The organism is Paraburkholderia hayleyella, from assembly GCF_009455685.1.
Lineage (GTDB): Bacteria > Pseudomonadota > Gammaproteobacteria > Burkholderiales > Burkholderiaceae > Paraburkholderia > Paraburkholderia hayleyella.
Genome location: NZ_QPES01000001.1, coordinates 1,335,568 through 1,351,316, shown reverse-complemented (window position 1 = coordinate 1,351,316; position 15,749 = coordinate 1,335,568). Strand labels below are relative to the sequence as shown.

General features: G+C 60.9%; 16 protein-coding genes, 1 other RNA gene, 1 pseudogene and 1 riboswitch. Of the genes and pseudogenes, 10 read left to right on the top strand and 8 right to left on the bottom strand.

Annotated features, from left to right (window positions below):
* Window positions 1–23: 23 nt before the first annotated feature.
* Window positions 24–2,048 (bottom strand): TonB-dependent receptor domain-containing protein, encoded by a 2,025-nt coding sequence (locus GH657_RS06190; RefSeq protein WP_174769970.1) that lies wholly within the window; start codon window positions 2,046–2,048, stop codon window positions 24–26.
* 10 nt (window positions 2,049–2,058) lie between these two features.
* Window positions 2,059–2,331, bottom strand: a riboswitch (cobalamin riboswitch).
* A 196-nt stretch (window positions 2,332–2,527) separates the two neighbouring features.
* Between GH657_RS06190 and GH657_RS06185 the strand changes: the two genes are divergently transcribed.
* The 3 genes from GH657_RS06185 to ssrS all read left to right on the top strand — a co-directional run bounded on the left by GH657_RS06185 (window position 2,528) and on the right by ssrS (window position 3,439).
* Window positions 2,528–2,878 (top strand): ATPase, encoded by a 351-nt coding sequence (locus GH657_RS06185; protein WP_153099891.1) that lies wholly within the window; start codon window positions 2,528–2,530, stop codon window positions 2,876–2,878.
* Entirely contained in the window at window positions 2,875–3,189 is a 315-nt protein-coding gene (locus GH657_RS06180) for a cell division protein ZapA (RefSeq protein ID WP_153099890.1), read from the top strand. The genes GH657_RS06185 and GH657_RS06180 overlap by 4 nt, the downstream gene beginning before the upstream one ends.
* Before the next feature lie 68 nt (window positions 3,190–3,257).
* Window positions 3,258–3,439, top strand: a non-coding RNA gene (gene ssrS / locus GH657_RS18515) — 6S RNA.
* Here the strand turns inward: ssrS and GH657_RS18370 are convergent.
* A complete protein-coding gene (locus tag GH657_RS18370) occupies window positions 3,437–3,568 on the bottom strand; it encodes a hypothetical protein (protein ID WP_281349362.1) in 132 nt (43 codons plus the stop codon). The genes ssrS and GH657_RS18370 overlap by 3 nt on opposite strands.
* Before the next feature lie 8 nt (window positions 3,569–3,576).
* On the opposite strand from GH657_RS18370, the gene GH657_RS06175 reads away from it, so the two are divergent.
* Complete coding sequence (locus tag GH657_RS06175) at window positions 3,577–4,044, top strand: EVE domain-containing protein (RefSeq protein ID WP_153099889.1); 468 nt, start codon at window positions 3,577–3,579, stop codon at window positions 4,042–4,044.
* A gap of 214 nt (window positions 4,045–4,258) precedes the next feature.
* On the top strand, window positions 4,259–4,993 hold the full coding sequence (locus GH657_RS06170; RefSeq protein ID WP_153099888.1) for an SIMPL domain-containing protein: 735 nt from the start codon (window positions 4,259–4,261) through the stop codon (window positions 4,991–4,993).
* 159 nt (window positions 4,994–5,152) lie between these two features.
* Here the strand turns inward: GH657_RS06170 and lgt are convergent, their stop codons facing one another.
* Together lgt and GH657_RS06160 are read right to left on the bottom strand one after the other, a co-directional pair.
* A complete protein-coding gene (gene lgt / locus GH657_RS06165) occupies window positions 5,153–6,052 on the bottom strand; it encodes a prolipoprotein diacylglyceryl transferase (RefSeq protein ID WP_153099887.1) in 900 nt (299 codons plus the stop codon).
* A 137-nt stretch (window positions 6,053–6,189) separates the two neighbouring features.
* Entirely contained in the window at window positions 6,190–7,143 is a 954-nt protein-coding gene (locus tag GH657_RS06160) for a LysR family transcriptional regulator (protein WP_174769883.1), read from the bottom strand.
* Window positions 7,144–7,288: 145 nt separating this feature from the next.
* Between GH657_RS06160 and ilvD the strand changes: the two are divergent.
* Window positions 7,289–8,961, top strand: a pseudogene (gene ilvD, locus GH657_RS06155) (dihydroxy-acid dehydratase).
* A gap of 161 nt (window positions 8,962–9,122) precedes the next feature.
* Window positions 9,123–9,449, top strand: a complete 327-nt coding sequence (locus GH657_RS06150; protein ID WP_153099885.1) for a c-type cytochrome — start codon at window positions 9,123–9,125, stop codon at window positions 9,447–9,449.
* A gap of 79 nt (window positions 9,450–9,528) precedes the next feature.
* Here GH657_RS06150 and GH657_RS06145 read toward each other — a convergent pair whose 3' ends face one another.
* The 3 genes from GH657_RS06145 to GH657_RS06135 form a co-directional block, all read right to left on the bottom strand.
* Entirely contained in the window at window positions 9,529–9,993 is a 465-nt protein-coding gene (locus GH657_RS06145; protein ID WP_246174010.1) for a DUF2486 family protein, read from the bottom strand.
* A gap of 77 nt (window positions 9,994–10,070) precedes the next feature.
* Complete coding sequence (locus GH657_RS06140; protein WP_153099884.1) at window positions 10,071–10,511, bottom strand: DNA polymerase III subunit chi; 441 nt, start codon at window positions 10,509–10,511, stop codon at window positions 10,071–10,073.
* 16 nt (window positions 10,512–10,527) lie between these two features.
* Window positions 10,528–12,039, bottom strand: coding sequence for a leucyl aminopeptidase (locus GH657_RS06135; RefSeq protein WP_153099883.1), 1,512 nt, complete (start codon window positions 12,037–12,039; stop codon window positions 10,528–10,530).
* A 161-nt stretch (window positions 12,040–12,200) separates the two neighbouring features.
* On the opposite strand from GH657_RS06135, the gene lptF reads away from it, so the two are divergent.
* The 3 genes from lptF to GH657_RS06120 are packed head-to-tail and all read left to right on the top strand — an operon-like array spanning window position 12,201 to window position 14,860.
* Complete coding sequence (gene lptF, locus GH657_RS06130; RefSeq protein WP_153099882.1) at window positions 12,201–13,319, top strand: LPS export ABC transporter permease LptF; 1,119 nt, start codon at window positions 12,201–12,203, stop codon at window positions 13,317–13,319.
* Window positions 13,320–13,322: 3 nt separating this feature from the next.
* Window positions 13,323–14,471, top strand: coding sequence for an LPS export ABC transporter permease LptG (gene lptG, locus GH657_RS06125; protein WP_153099881.1), 1,149 nt, complete (start codon window positions 13,323–13,325; stop codon window positions 14,469–14,471).
* 2 nt (window positions 14,472–14,473) lie between these two features.
* The gene (locus GH657_RS06120) at window positions 14,474–14,860 is read left to right on the top strand and encodes a sirohydrochlorin chelatase (protein ID WP_425495727.1); all 387 of its coding nucleotides are present in this window, start codon (window positions 14,474–14,476) and stop codon (window positions 14,858–14,860) included.
* Between the two features lie 85 nt (window positions 14,861–14,945).
* Here GH657_RS06120 and cobA read toward each other — a convergent pair whose 3' ends face one another.
* On the bottom strand, window positions 14,946–15,719 hold the full coding sequence (gene cobA, locus GH657_RS06115; protein WP_153101659.1) for a uroporphyrinogen-III C-methyltransferase: 774 nt from the start codon (window positions 15,717–15,719) through the stop codon (window positions 14,946–14,948).
* Window positions 15,720–15,749: the final 30 nt, after the last annotated feature.

Sequence of the window (15,749 nt, the reverse complement as noted above, 5' to 3'; positions counted from 1 at the left end):
TCTCGCTGCAGTGACTGCCACGCTCACTGCTGTTGCCAGCCCAGCGTGAAGTACGCGCCTCGCCCAGGGGTATTGTAGGTATAAGCCAGTTCATAGTCTTTATTGAAGAGATTCTGGATTTGCGCCGAGACGTACCATGCTTTCGTGATGTTGTAGCGCGCCGAGAGGTTCACAAGGCCATAGCCGCCCAGCGCATTGCCGGTATCGTTACGCTCACCGCTCACGAGCCATTCTCCCCCGACACGCCAGCCTGAAATCGAACGGTTCGCCGAAAACGAGGCGAAATGACGCGCCCGGCGATTCAAATCAATGTGTTTGTCTTCATCGACCGGATTTTGAAACGTCAGCGCCGCACGCACCTCCGTTTTGCCCAGTTGCCCGCTCCACGAGCCTTCAACGCCTTGCACTTTAGCCTGGCCAATGTTTTGCGCGACGAAGGTACCGGGGCTCACCTGGGCGTAATCAATCAGGTTCGAATAGCGCGTCTGAAACGCCGTGAGCCGTAACACACCGAGCGCCTCTGAGGCATATTGCACGGCAGCCTCGACGGAATGACTGCGCTCAGGCGCAAGCGCCGGATTACCGCTATAGGGGTAATACAGATCGTTAAAGCTCGGCACGCGAAAGGCATTCGACCAGCTCGCCGTGACCTTCCAGTTTTCGTTGAAATCATAGCCGTAGCCGAGATAGTAGCTGTTCGCCCCGCCAAAACTGGAATACTGGTCGCGCCGCAGGTTGGCCTGAAACTGGTTCGCGCCGAGACGCCCGGTATAGCCGATGAAACCCGAATTCACATGACGTTGCGGCGCGCTGTACTGGTCCGAGTCAAGGCTCTGGTCGAGATGTTCGTAGCCCAGCTGGAGCTTGTGCTGCGGCGCGAGGACAAAATCGTTTTGCCACGTGTATTGCCGGTTATCGGTGTTGTAGTGGTACGTATAAACGTTGTTCTCGGCATTCTGGCTACGGTCGTTGCCCGTTGCGACGATGAAATGCGTCTTCCACCAGTCAGTCAGCTGGCCGTTGGCGAACACGGATATCTGCTGCACCTTGCTATACAGATTGTTCAGGTCGGTCGGCCGGCCAAATGCATTGTCGTAACTATCGTTGCCGTTGGACTGAAAGTAACGCACGCCGGCATTCCACTTCTCGCTGAACTTGTGCTTGAGCATGGCCGAAATGCTCTCGTTCAGATAACCGTTGGCATTCGGATTCGCACTCGGCGCGAGCGCCGGGTTCATCGCTGAAAACCCGTCATCCTTGGCTCGCGCCAGCGCCAGGCTGAAGGTGGTCTTGCCCTCGCCATCGAGCGCCCCATTGACGCCCATCTGCTGGCGTTGCGTGTGATAGCTGCCGTATTCGGCCGAGAAGTTAAAACGCGGCGGATGATTGCCCCCGTCTTGGGTGAACACCTGCACCACCCCGCCAATCGCCCCCGAGCCGTACAACGCCGAGACATTGCCATTGACCACTTCAACGTGATCGACCTGATCGAGCGGAATCTGCGCCAGTTGCGCATTGCCAAGGCTGGCCGAATCGACCCGCACCCCATCTATCAGCACGAGCGACTGGGTCGACGAGGCACCGCGCAAAAAGAGGCTGGTAGGCGAGCCTGGGCCGCCATTGCGCACAATCTGCACGCCAGGGCCGAGTTCGAGCAAGCCAGGCAGATCGCGGGCGGTGGTATCGGCAATTGCTTGCGGCGTGAACAAGGTGGTTTGCGGAATCGCTTCAGCCAGCCGTTGCGGCCCACGGCCCGCCGTCACGACCACGGGCGCGAGCGTCTGCTCAGCGGGGGCGGGCTGGCCGCGGAGAGGGAAGCCGCCACAGCGGACTGAGCCCGCGTAGGCAGCGATAACGTGGCAAACGGCAAACAGACAACAGAGCACAGCATCGCGCGGGCGATGGGGGTGAGCATTGGAGGGTTTCCTGTGGATAGCATGCGCGACCCGCTCCCCGCAGGCCATTGCGTAACAAGGGGTGCGCCCTGGTGCCGGCGCAACTGCAGCTGTCAACGCAAGCGTTGGCACAGCGGCAAAACAGCACACCATCCAGCCTGAATCGCACCCGCTCACTTTGGCCGGTATCCGGGCTGGCGACTCATCGGCTGGCCTTCCCGCGCGTGCAACTCATTGCGCAGTGGCATGGGCGCGCATCTGGCAAAACCATTGCCAAACGCGCGTATCAGGTCGATTTGCATCGAAATGCGGTCGCTTACCGTTGCGGGGGCAGCGCAGGTTGGCTCAGGTCCAGGCGGACTTCGCTCCCTGCTTCCCGTTTAACTGCGCACGCTATGGACAAGCGGGCGCGGGCACCAAAAGTGGCGCCAGTGTAGAAGTGCCCATGCCACGCGTCAACGTCAGGAAAAATCGAACGCTCATTAAAAATGACCTGGGCTCCGCTGCCACCCGCATGCTTTGCGCCCTCGATGCACGTCGCCTGACAGCGTTGTGCTACATCTAGAAACGAGACTCTTTAAGACCATTCTCTATTCCGCGCTAAAATGCACAGCCTATAGAGGACGCAGCACATGCTCACCGAACTCGAAACACTTTCACAAAATATTGGCCAGCTGATTTCCATCAGCCGCCAACACCACGAAGCACGCCTTGCACTCGAAGCCCAACTGGCTCACAAGCATGCTGAATGCGATGCCGCACGTGCCGAGCTCGAAGCCGTCCGGGCCCAGCGCGACGCACTACAGGCCGAACGCGACACCCTCTCAGCAAAAATCGACGATGCCCAGGTACGGCTGAACGCCATTCTCGAAAAACTGCCGCATGGTAAAACCCCCTCCGGGCCCGACGATCCGCTTGACCTGCTCGCTTCCGCTTCGCCATCAGGCTCGCTGGCCGGCATGCCCCGCAAGGAGCGCTCATGACCACCAAGCAAATCGAAGTCACGATTCTCGACCAGCCTTACCGCCTCGCCTGCTCGCCCGAAACCGAGGCCGCACTGCTTGAAGCCGTTGCCCGGGTCGACGCCGAAATGTCGAAAGTGCGAATGCACAGCACGGTACGCGGCACGGACCGTGTAGCGGTGATGGCAGCACTGTCGCTAGCCTCGGAGTTGATCCAGCTGCAAGCCAGCGTGCGTCACGGAGAATCGTTTCCCGCCGAGGAAATCCGGCGTACAATGCACCAGATGAACGAGCAGCTCGGTACTGTGATCAAGCAATATGGTACGCAGTAACCGCAGTAACGAAACGTAGCAAGCCACGTCATTCAAGCTGCAGCAAGTCTGTTTTTAAGGTTTAATTAGCTTCCCTGCCTGGTTCGCCAAGGTCATACATTCCTTGAACCAATGCCTTGTGCACGGTTGCGGAAATTTGTAGCACGGGTGTGCGCGTCACTCTGTCTGATGTACCCGAAGTGCTGCTAACTGCGACCAATTCTGAACCCCAGGTTCAGGATGCCGGCCTAGCGGCTATGGCGGGGACCTATTCAAACGGCACCGGTATTTCCGGTGCCGTTTTCTTTTCAGCCGCATTTTTGTCACCCGTTTTTGCCCTTTTTGTTTTTGCCCTTTCTTTTTGTTTTTGCCTTTTTTCCTTCGGCCTTTCAACGTTCACACCGACTCATGCGCTACTGGCTAATGAAGTCCGAACCAGACGAAGCAAGCATCGACGACCTCGCTCGGGCTCCCCAACGCATCTTGCCCTGGACCGGCGTACGCAATTACCAGGCCCGCAACTTCATGCGTGACACGATGCAGGTCGGCGATGGCGTGCTGTTTTATCACTCCAGTTGCCCGGAGCCTGGCATCGCAGGGTTTGCCGAAGTCGCTTCGATGGCCTATCCGGACCCCACCCAGTTCGATCCCAGAAGCCCTTATTTCGATCCGAAGGCGACTCACGAGACACCTCGCTGGCAACTGGTCGATGTTGTGTTCAAGCAAAAAATTGCGCTGCTTTCGCTCGCCGTACTGCATGCGCATCCGGCGCTCGCTCAGATGCAGGTACTCGCCCGCGGCAACCGCCTGTCGATCACGCCCGTCACCCCTGCCGAATGGCGTTACATCACCCAGCAACTCGCCGTCCCGGCCTGATCCGGCTTAACGTTTCGCCCGCGTTTCGCCCGCGTTTCGCCCGCGTTTCGCCCGCGCTCCGCCCGGCATTCCATTCGCTCACCCAGGCTGCCGGCCAATCGCAAACATTACGTCATCGGGTACCATGAGCGCCTCGCCCGTGCCCGTTGGCCCTGGCGGCGCATGGCGCGATCCTGTGCGTCATGCGCATTACCTTCAAGCAAGGAACCTGATAATGAACAGAAAAACTGCACTCGCTCTGGCGCTGGCCGGCGCCTGCGCCGCTCCGCTCATCCTGGCGTTTACGCCAACCGCTGCCGTGGCAGCCCAAGACGCCTCGCAATCCCAGCCAGCTGGCGTGCTGTCGCTCAATGCACAGTCCAGCATGGATGTCCCGCAGGACACCGTCCACATCACCCTGTTCTATGAGCAGGAAGCCAAAGATCCCGCCACCCTCACCACCGCGCTCAACCAGCACGCGGATGCCGCGTTGCAAAAAGCCAAAGGCGTCACTGGCGTGACCGCTCACACTGGCTCATTCTCCATTGGCCCTTCGAACAATCGTGATGGCCGCATCTCGGCCTGGCGTGGCCGCACTGAAGTCGTGCTCGAATCGCACGATTTCGCAGCCGCATCAAAGCTCGCGGGACAAATGGCTCCGGGCATGCAAGTCGGTGACGTGCAGTTCTCGCTGTCACCTGAAGCCCAGCGTGCCGCCGAACAGAAACTGACTGGCCAGGCCATTGCCACATTCCGTCAGCAAGCCAGCTCAGCCGCGCAGGCCTTCGGCTACGGCAGCTACTCGATCCGCGAAGTGAATGTCGGACGTAACGGCGGCATCTCGCCACGACCCATGATGATGAGCGTGCGCGCCATGAGCAGCGATAACGCCCAGTCAGCGCCCGTGCCGATCGAAGGCGGCACAACAACGGTCACCGTCAGTGTGTCCGGCTCAGTGCAGATGAAGTAAGCCCCCGCGGGCAGCGCGGCACGTCACACCACGCACAGCCTGCCCAGCCAGCAAAAACGCCACGATGATTCAGTCATACCGAATCACCGTGGCGTTTCATCAAGACCCGCCGCCGTGTGCATCTCAGCGCGATGGCGCGATGACGCGATGGCGCGATATTCAGCCAGGGCCTGGCACGCTCGTTTGCCGGACACGCCGGTACGCCCACAGCAGCATCATGACGCCAGCGAACACCATCGGCAGCGACAGCCATTGCCCCATCGAAAAACCCAGCGCAAGCAAGCCGAGAAAATCATCCGGCTCGCGGGCAAATTCAACGATAAAGCGGGCGAGCCCATAGCCAATCAGGAACACCGCGGAGATCGCGCCCACCGGGCGCGGCTTGCTCGAGAAAAACCACAGCACGAGAAACAGCACGACCCCTTCCAGCGCGATCTCGTACAACTGCGATGGATGGCGCGGCAGCAAATGATATTGCGCATACACCGCGCCAAGGTTCCATTGCAGCAGCAGGTGCGGATGCATGACGAACCAGCTTGCGTCTTCGTTGGCCGCGCTGGGAAACAGCATCGCCCAGGGCGCGGCCGGATCGGTCACGCGCCCCCATAGCTCGCCATTGATAAAGTTGCCGAGGCGCCCCGCCGCCAGCCCCGCAGGCACCATCGGCGCGACGAAGTCCGTCACTTGCAGCCACGTGCGCTGCCGCTGCCGGGCAAAAAGCACCATCGCCAGCGTCACGCCCAGAAAGCCGCCATGAAACGACATGCCGCCTTCCCAGACCTTGAAGATATCGAGCGGATGAGCGAAGTAAAAACTCGCCTTGTAAAACAGCACATAACCGAGGCGCCCGCCCAGCACCGTGCCGAGCACGCCGTAAAACAGCATGTCGTCGATATCCTTGCGGGTCCAGCCTTGCGCGGCCACAAACGGCAGCCGCAGCCGCAAACGCGCGACGACAATCGCCGAGATAAAAGCCACCAGGTACATCAGGCCATACCAGCGCACCGCAAGCGGCCCCAGATGAAGGGCGATGGGATCGAAATTCGGATGAATGAGCATCGTAGGAGGAGCGTAGGAAGAAAAAGGAAGAAAGGGTCAGGAAACAGTAGCCGCCATGTTCAAGGCACATTCGGAGAAAGAGTCGGGCTTCAATCGGAAGTCAATCGTGCTTGAATCGGGCTTCAATCGGTCCCCGTTCAGGGCGCACTGCCCGCATGGGCGCGCACGATGTCGATAAAGCCTGCGAGCACGGGGCTGACATGCGCCGTGCGCCAGACCAGGCCGGTTTCGATCGCAGGCACTGATTCGCGCAGCGGCCGGTATACCACCCCCGTGCGGCGCAAGTTGCGCAGCGACTGCGGCACAAGTGCCACGCCCATACCCGCCGAAACGAGACTCACGATGGTCTGCATCTGGATCGCTTCCTGACCAATAGACGGCGTCAGGCCTGCAACGCGATAGCAGCCCATGATGATGTCATAAAAACCCGGCGCCAAATGTCTGGGAAAGATCACGAGCGGTATCTGCCCTACATCGTGCAGGCTCACCGGGGTGTCATGCCACTCCGTGCCGGCGGGCCCATCGGGTGCCACGCGTGCCGCATGCTCAGTCGACAGCGCAATCACAAGGGGCTCGCGCGCGAGCGCCAGCCACGACAGTTGCGCGGCATGGCGTGGTGGCAATGGCGCAATCACCAGCCCCGCGTCGATACGGCCCGCAATCAGCTCGTCGATCTGCACATCGCTGGTGGCTTCGGTGAGCTGCAAGCGCACGCGTGGGTAGCGTGCGCCAAAGTCGCGCAGCAGCAACGGCAGCAGCCCGTAATCCGCCGTCGATACAAACGCCAGCGACAAGCGCCCCGCTTCGCCATGGGCCAGGCTTTGCGCCAGCGGGCGCAAAGCGTCGGCATCGGCCAGCAGCCGCTGCACCTCCGGCAACAAGTCAGCCCCAACGGCCGTCAGTTCGACCGAGCGCCGGGTGCGGGCAAAAAGCGCCACCCCCAGCGACTCTTCCAGCGCGCGAATCGCCTGCGAAAGCGGCGGCTGAGTCATCAGAAGGCGCGCCGCCGCGCGGCCGAAGTGTTTTTCCTCGGCCACCGCGACGAAATAACGTAACTGGCGCAAATCAGGAGTAGCGCTCACAGGAGGCATGATTGATATCTTTTACGACTGAATAAGCCACGAATAATATATTGGACACACAGATCAGGAGGCGGCATGCTTGCGCGACGTTTCTGCAACCGGCTTCTTTACCCCACATACGCTTTCAAACAAAACAGTCTGGATGGAGTTCCTCATGCCCTACAACCGCCGTTCAAAGAACATCACGCAAGGCGTGGCGCGTTCGCCGAACCGTTCGATGTTTTACGCCCTCGGCTACAAAAAAGACGATTTCGACAAGCCGATGATCGGCATCGCCAACGGCCATTCCACCATCACGCCGTGCAATGCAGGCCTGCAACGTCTCGCGGATGCAGCCGTGGCCGCCGTCAAAAGCGCGGGCGCCAACCCTCAAATTTTCGGCACGCCGACCATCTCCGACGGTATGTCGATGGGCACCGAAGGCATGAAGTACTCGCTCGTGTCGCGCGAAGTCATCGCCGATTGCATCGAAACCTGCGTGCAGGGCCAATGGATGGATGGTGTCGTCGTGATCGGCGGCTGCGACAAAAACATGCCAGGCGGCATGATCGGCCTCGCGCGCATGAACGTGCCCGGCATCTACGTGTACGGCGGCACGATTCGCCCAGGCAACTGGAAAGGCACTGACCTGACCATCGTGTCCTCGTTCGAGGCAGTCGGCGAATTCACTGCGGGGCGGATGTCGCAGGAAGATTTTGACGGGATCGAAAAAAATGCCTGTCCTTCAACAGGCTCATGCGGCGGCATGTATACCGCCAACACCATGAGTTCCTCGTTCGAGGCGCTGGGCATGTCGTTGCTATATTCGTCGACGATGGCCAACCCTGACGAGGAAAAAGTCACGTCCGCCGCCGAATCCGCTCGCGTGCTGGTCGAAGCCGTGAAGCGCGACCTCAAACCGCGCGACATCATCACCCGAAAGTCGATTGAAAATGCCGTCGCGGTGATCATGGCGACCGGCGGCTCGACCAACGCGGTGCTGCATTACCTCGCCATTGCGCACGCCGCCGAAGTCGAGTGGGCCATCGACGACTTCGAACGGATCCGCAAACGCGTGCCGGTGATCTGCAATCTCAAGCCCTCGGGCCAGTTCGTCGCCACCGATCTGCACAAGGCAGGCGGTGTGCCGCAAGTGATGAAGATCCTGCTCGACGCCGGGCTGCTGCATGGCGAGTGCATCACGATCACCGGCAAGACGCTGGCCGAAGAGCTCAAAGATGTGCCCTCCGCGCCCCCGCCGATCAGCAAGTGATTTTCCCGATCGCGCAGGCGCTTTATAAGGAAGGCCATCTGGCCATTCTGAAAGGCAACCTGGCCACCGATGGCGCGGTCGCCAAGATCACCGGCCTGAAGAACCCGGTCATCACCGGGCCGGCACGGGTGTTCGACAACGAGCAAAGCGCGCTCGAAGCGATTCTCGCCGACAAGATTCAGGCGGGCGATGTCATCGTGCTGCGCTATCTCGGCCCGAAAGGCGGCCCCGGCATGCCGGAAATGCTGGCGCCGACTTCCGCCATCATCGGTAAAGGGCTGGGCGAGACCGTGGGCCTGATTACGGATGGCCGCTTCTCTGGCGGAACGTGGGGCATGGTCGTCGGGCACGTGGCGCCCGAAGCCTTTATCGGCGGCACGATTGCGCTGGTACGCGAAGGCGATTCGATCACTATCGACGCCCATCGGTTGCTGCTGCAACTGAACGTCGATGACGCCGAACTCGAACGCCGCCGCGCGGCATGGCAACCGCCCGCACCGCGTTACACCCGTGGCGTGCTAGCGAAGTACGCCGCGCTGGCCCTGCCCGCCCACCAGGGCGCAGTCACGGGCTAGCCCGCCAAAGCTCCCGTGCTGGCTGGGCACAATCGCCAGTCAGCACGGCCTGTCAAACCCGCTAACAGAATGTGGGATGCAGCTCACCAGGTGGCCGCGCCGCGCTTTGCTTCTATAATGCGGCGACGATAAGCCGGGCCTATGCCACGGCGGGGAGCGCAATGAAACCAATGTTGTTTGCCGCACTCACGCTAGCGAGTGTTCTGTTGTCTGGCGTTGCCTCACAAAACGCTTCGGCGCAAGGTCTGATGCTCGCCCAGCAGCAAAACTGCATGAGCTGCCACGCCATAGATCGCACTTCAATGGGCCCCGCGCTACGCGACGTAGCCCAACGCTATGCCTCGCGCGACGATGCGCAGGCCTATCTCGCCCGCAAAATCACCGAAGGCAGTACCAGCCTCTGGGGCCCAGTGCCAATGCCCGCCAACACGCAACTCACCCCTGAACAGGCCGCCACGCTGGCTAGCTGGATCCTCTCGCTCAAATAAAAACCGTCTGATTGTTGACTGACTGCTCCGGCATGGGCCTCGTCCACGGATTGGGGCCGTCCTGCCGGGAGGGGCTGCGTTAGCCCTCCGCGTTAGTCTTTGGTCCCGCAGGCATTTCTGCCAGACGCACAGCCAGCTCTTCATGCACCGCCTCGCGTACCCACTCCGCCATTTTAGTTTCGAGCGAGAGCGCGACTTCACGCGTGATCTGGTTGACGAGCCATTGGGTCTGGTCTTGCAGCAGGTCACGACAGCGGGCTTCGACCGCCTCGCGCCCTTCCCCCGTCAGATAACTCATGCAGCGTCCCTGAAGCCGCTCGGCCAGCAGGTCGGCGTTGAGCGCAAGGTAAAGATCGGGCGCCTGAACGGATGAGACGGCGGGGGACGCCACGGCGGCTGCCGCCACGTCCATTTCAGGCACGGCGGGAGACATCACGGCCTCGGCCGCGCCAGGTTCCGGCGCGCCGCGCACGGGATCGCCCACGACCAGGATATCGGTCAGAACCGGAATCGGGGAATCGAGAGAATCAGACGAATCAGACACAAATACACTCCAGCGATAAAGCGGCTGAGCCGATGGATCGATGAGTCGACGGATCAAACAAGAGCCGGCGGTAACAGTCAGGCCTGCTCGCGCCCCGAGGCCTGATCGCCCTGCTTGTAATTGTTCAGCGGATAACCGCGATCACGATAAAAACGATAACGGTCACGACCTGCGGCCAGATCACTGGGGGTATCGCCCACCACTTCCAGCAAGCGCTCGAAGCGGGCGAATTGCGGCGGCACGCTAGCCCCCAGATTCAACAACACCGGATAAGGCGGCACATCGTCAAGCTGTTCAGTCAGCACCACGGGGGTTTGCGCGGCCAGCGCGTTGTCCGCCATGCAATGCGGCACGAAATCGAGCGGTGCGAAGGTCCACAACCGCTCGTCGAACGCGCGCAGGCGCGGGCCTTCAGCCAGGACGACAAGCGGCTGGCCAGCCTGATACGCCTTGCGCACGAGGCGGCATGCATACAGCAACGCATCCCCCACGTTCGAATGAAAATCGATGCGCGTCACAGCACGCCCCAGCGCATTATTGCCCCGCGCGGTCGATCAGGAACTGCGCGAGCAGCGGTACCGGACGGCCCGTCGCCCCCTTGGCCGCACCGCTCTTCCAGGCTGTGCCCGCGATATCGAGGTGAGCCCACGGATACGCCCCGGTGAAGCGCGAGAGGAAGCATGCCGCCGTCACGCTGCCCGCCGGCCGGCCACCAATATTGGCCAGATCGGCGAAATTCGACTTGAGCTGCTCCTGATATTCGTCATCGAGCGGCAAGCGCCAGGCGGGATCGCAGGCTTCTTTTGAGGCATCGAGCAATTCACCCGCCAGCGCATCGTCTTTCGAAAAAAGCCCGCTGTTATGGTGACCCAGCGCGATGATGCAAGCGCCCGTCAGCGTGGCGATATCAATCACGGCAGCGGGTTTGAAGCGCGCCGCGTAAGTCAGCGCATCGCACAAAATCAGGCGCCCTTCGGCATCGGTGTTCAGCACTTCGATCGTGAGGCCCGACATGCTGGTGACGATATCGCCAGGCTTGGTGGCATGGCCCGAGGGCATGTTCTCGCAAGTCGGAATAATACCGACCACATTGAGCTTCAGCCCCATCTCCGCCACGGCGCGCAGCGTGCCGAGCACGGAGCCCGCGCCGCACATGTCGTACTTCATTTCGTCCATGCCCTCGCCAGGCTTGAGCGAAATGCCACCGCTATCGAACGTAATGCCCTTGCCGACCAGCACCACCGGCGCAGCCTTGGCCGCCGCGCCCTGATACTGCAGGACGATGAATTGCGGTGGTTCAACCGAGCCGCGTGTCACCGATAAAAACGAACCCATTTTCAGCGCTTCAAGGCGCTTTTGGCCCAGCACCTCGACTTTCAGGTTCCAGTCTTTGGCCAGTTTTTTCGCGGTGTTCGCCAGATAAGTGGGGGTGCAGACGTTGCCCGGCAAATTGCCGAGATCACGGGTGAGATCCATGCCATTGCCCAACGCCGCGCCGTGTTTGGCGGCGATGCGCGCCGCTTTTTCGTCGCCCGCGTCAACGCTGAACATGACGCGCTTAAGCGAACGCGGGCTGTGATCGGCCTGGCTTTTCAACTGGGTGAATTTATACGACAGTTCGCGCAACGCGACGATGGCGGCGCGCACGCACCAGCTAGCGGCACGCTCTTGCACCGGCAATTGCGCCAGCGTGAACGTCACCTGAGCGAGCTGGGTGCCCAGCAACGCGCGCCATGCCGCCCGCACCGCATCGCCGTAGGCCTTTTGACTGAAGGCATCCTGCTTGCCCAGCCCCACGAGCAGCACGCGCGAGGCGCCGATGCCCGGCACTTCATGCAAAAACAGCGTGGTGCCGTTTTTTCCGTCCATGTCGCCCGCCTTGATGAGGCGGGTCAAAAGGCCTTTGGTGGCCTTGTCGATCTCGCGTGCAGCGCCAAAGAGCGTCTGCGACTCGAATATCCCGATGACGATGCAATCGGATTTTCCGGCGGCAAAGCCGTTTGTCGAGCCTTTGTTCCAGTCACAGGCTTTTATGCTAAAGTCCATCGCGCTTGGTCCTCGGATAAGATCTGGGCTTAGGATGAAAGCCGCGATTATCCGCTATTTTTTCCCCTGGCGGCGGCTCGGACAGTACCTGGGCATTTCATTTACCGGCTTCACCGGCAATCGCCCAGGCGCCATTCAGACGCGCCCTCTCTCCACCCGGAATGATTTTCGAACGCTCCCTCCAGCGCGAACTCGCGTATACGGCTGGTGCCGTGTTCATGGTGCTTCTCACGCTCGTGCTCACGACGATGATGATCCGCATCGTCGGTTTTGCCGCTTCAGGCGAAATCGATCCACGCGATGTGCTGGTTCTCATCGGCCTCACCGTGATCGGCTATCTGGCGATCATGCTGGTCGCCACCCTGTTTATCTCCATCCTGTTCGTGCTGACGCGCTGGTACAAGGATTCCGAGATGGTCGTCTGGTTTGCCTCGGGCGTCAGTCTCACGCGCTTCATCAAACCCATTGGCATTTTTGCCACCCCAATCATCCTTCTCATCGTGTTTTTCGTGTTCGTGGGCTGGCCCTGGTCGAATCAGCAAAACAAGCTGATTCGTGCGCGGTTTCAGCAACGCGACGAGGTTTCGTTGCTCGCGCCCGGGCAATTTCGTGAATCCGCCGCGAGCCACCGGGTGTTCTTCATCGAGAAAATGTCGCCCGACCAGGGCCACGTCGAAAATGTCTTCGTCACGGGCACCGAGAACGGCAAGGTCAACCTGGTCGTGTCCAAAAATGGCCACACTGAAACCCATAAAAACGGTGACCGTTTTGTCGTGCTCGAAAATGGCCGGCGCTACGATGGCGAACCCGGCCATCCGAATTTCCGCATCATGGAGTTCGAGCGCTACGGCGTGAAAATCCAGAGCCAGCCGGTCGTCAACGCACCCAGCACAACCGGCACACCCACGCTCGAACTATTGCGCAACCCGACACGCAACAACCTCGCCGAACTCGCCTGGCGCGCAGGTCTGCCACTGATCGCCATCAACCTGATGCTGCTGGCGATCCCGCTGGCGCACCAGAACCCGCGCCGCAGCCGCACGATCAACCTGGTGATGGCCGTGCTGATCTATCTGACTTATTCAAACCTGCTCAACGTCGTGCAATCGTGGATCGAGCAAGGCAAACTGTCGTTTGGCGTCGGGCTCGTCGGGCTACATCTCATCGTGGCGGCTGTGGTGGCGTTTATTTTCTGGCTGCGAGTGCGCAACCGGCCGCTCTTTTCACGCACTTCACGCACTTCACGCACGCGGCAGCACCGTGCATCGCGGGGGGCTTAAGCGATGCGTCTGTATGAAAAATATTTCGCGCGCCAGATCTACCTGACGTTCATCTTCATCCTGTTCGCGTTTTCCGGGCTGTTTTTCTTTTTCGACCTGATCAACGAGCTGAACTCCGTCGGCCATGGCAATTACCGCCTGGGCTATGCGGTGCTGCGCGTCACGCTGCAAACCCCTTCGCGCTTTTACGAAATCATTCCCGTGGCCGCGTTGATTAGCGCCATCTACGTCTTCGCCCAGATGGCGGCCAACTCCGAATACACCATTTTTCGTGTCTCAGGGCTGGCGACCAACCAGGCGTTGCGCTCACTCCTGAAGATCGGCATTCCGCTGGTGTTTCTCACCTACCTGATCGGCGAAGTGATCGGGCCTTACACCGACCAGCTCTCCGAACGGGTGCGTCTTGAGGCGATGGGCTCATCCGTTTCGAGCAATTTCGAATCCGGCGTCTGGGTCAAGGACACCCTCACCGCCCGTGCCGATGGCGCGCAGGTCACGCGTTTTGTCAACGTCGGAGAACTCAAGCCTGATTCGACTATCAGCAACGTGCGCATTTACGAATTCGACCCGCAGTTCCGTTTGTCGAACGTGCGCATTGCCCAAAGCGGCACCTACCGGCCCCCAGGCCACTGGCAACTCACGGGCGTCACCGACACGCAACTGCTGGATGTCGCACCGTTGCGCGGCAAGCCCACCGATGCCCTGAATCCGGTTTATCAGGCGAAACAAATCGCGCTGCCCGAGTATTTGCTGCGCTCGGAGCTGACGCCGCAAATCCTCTCGGTACTGCTGGTGTCGCCAGAACGCATGTCGATGTTCAACCTCTTTCGCTACATCCAGCATTTGACGGAAAACCATCAGGACAGCCAGCGCTACGAAATCGCGCTCTGGCGCAAGCTGCTGTACCCGTTCGCGGTATTCGTGATGCTGGTGCTGTCGTTGCCCTTTGCCTATTTGCATACACGCGCAGGCGTGGTGGGCATCAAGGTGTTCGGCGGCATCATGCTGGGCATGAGTTTTCAGTTGATCAACACGCTTTTTTCCCACATCGGCACGCTCAATACCTGGCCTGCACCGCTCACCGCCGCCACGCCGGGCCTGATCTATCTCGCACTCGGGCTCATCGGCCTGAAGTGGGTCGACCGGCATTAAGCATGACGCCCGCCACCCTGAAGCCGCACGGCATCGTTTTATTTGGGCATGGTGCGCGCGAGCCGCGTTGGGCCGAACCGTTTGCCCGGCTAGCGGAAAAATTACGGGCCGCACGCGGTACGGCCGGGCCGGTATCGCTCGCGTTTCTTGAACTGATGCAGCCCGACTTGCCGCACGCGATTGCCGCACAGGTACAGGAAGGCTGCCGCACCATCACCGTGGTCCCTGTGTTTTTCGGCCAGGGCGCTCATGTGCGGCGCGATTTGCCTGCCGTGCTTGAGCAGTGCCGCGCCGCGCACCCGAAGGTGACGATCCATTGCGCGCTCACCATCGGCGAAGACGAAACCGTGCTCGATGCACTCGCCGGATATTGCCTGCGGCAAATCTGAGATTCGGCTGTGGCACGGAAAGACTTCCAGTAAAAATCTGACTGCTTCGGCAAATTTCCTGAAAGTCTTCCGTTCGCGCCCAACGTCAAGCCGCGCGCGACATCCCAGGCTGGACAGCGGGCTCAACCGCAACGGCAGCCGAAGCCACCGCGCCCCGCGCCGCAAACGCCTCACCGATCATCAGCAGGCTCGGCTGGGCCGCATCCAGCCACGTGAGCGCCGCGCCCGCCGCAAGCGCAGCCAGCGTCAACGTCAGCACCCGCTCGCGCGGCGTGCTGCACGCTTCAACCAGCGCCACCGGCGTCGTACCCGGCCGCCCGGCCGCAATCAGTTGCTGCGCGATCTCGGGCGCACTGTCGCGGCCCATATAGAACACCAGCGAATCCGCATTCACTTGCTCGCGGATCGCTACGGTATCGGCAGCGCGGCTATGCGTGGCCAGCGCCACACTGCGCGACACGCCACGCAACGTCAGGGAGCGCTTGAGCGAGGCAGCCCCCGCCAGCGCGGCCGTAATCCCCGGCACGACTTCGTACTCGATGCCCGCGGCTTCGAGCGCACGCATTTCTTCGTCAGCGCGGCCAAACAGCATCGGATCGCCGCCCTTCAAGCGCACGACAATCGCATGCCGTTGTGCGGCGTCGATGATCTGCCGGTTGATGAACTGCTGCGCCGTGGAGCGCTGACCGCAACGTTTCCCCACGGCGATCTTGCGTGCCCCTGGCGCATGTTCAAGCATGGCGGGCTCGACCAGCGCGTCGTGCAGCACAAGGTCCGCCGCCGCCAGCAAACGCGCGCCGCGCACCGTAATGAGGTCCGCCGCGCCAGGCCCTGCGCCCACTAGATACACCTTGCCCATAACCGTCGATCCGCTTTGTTGAGTCTCTTC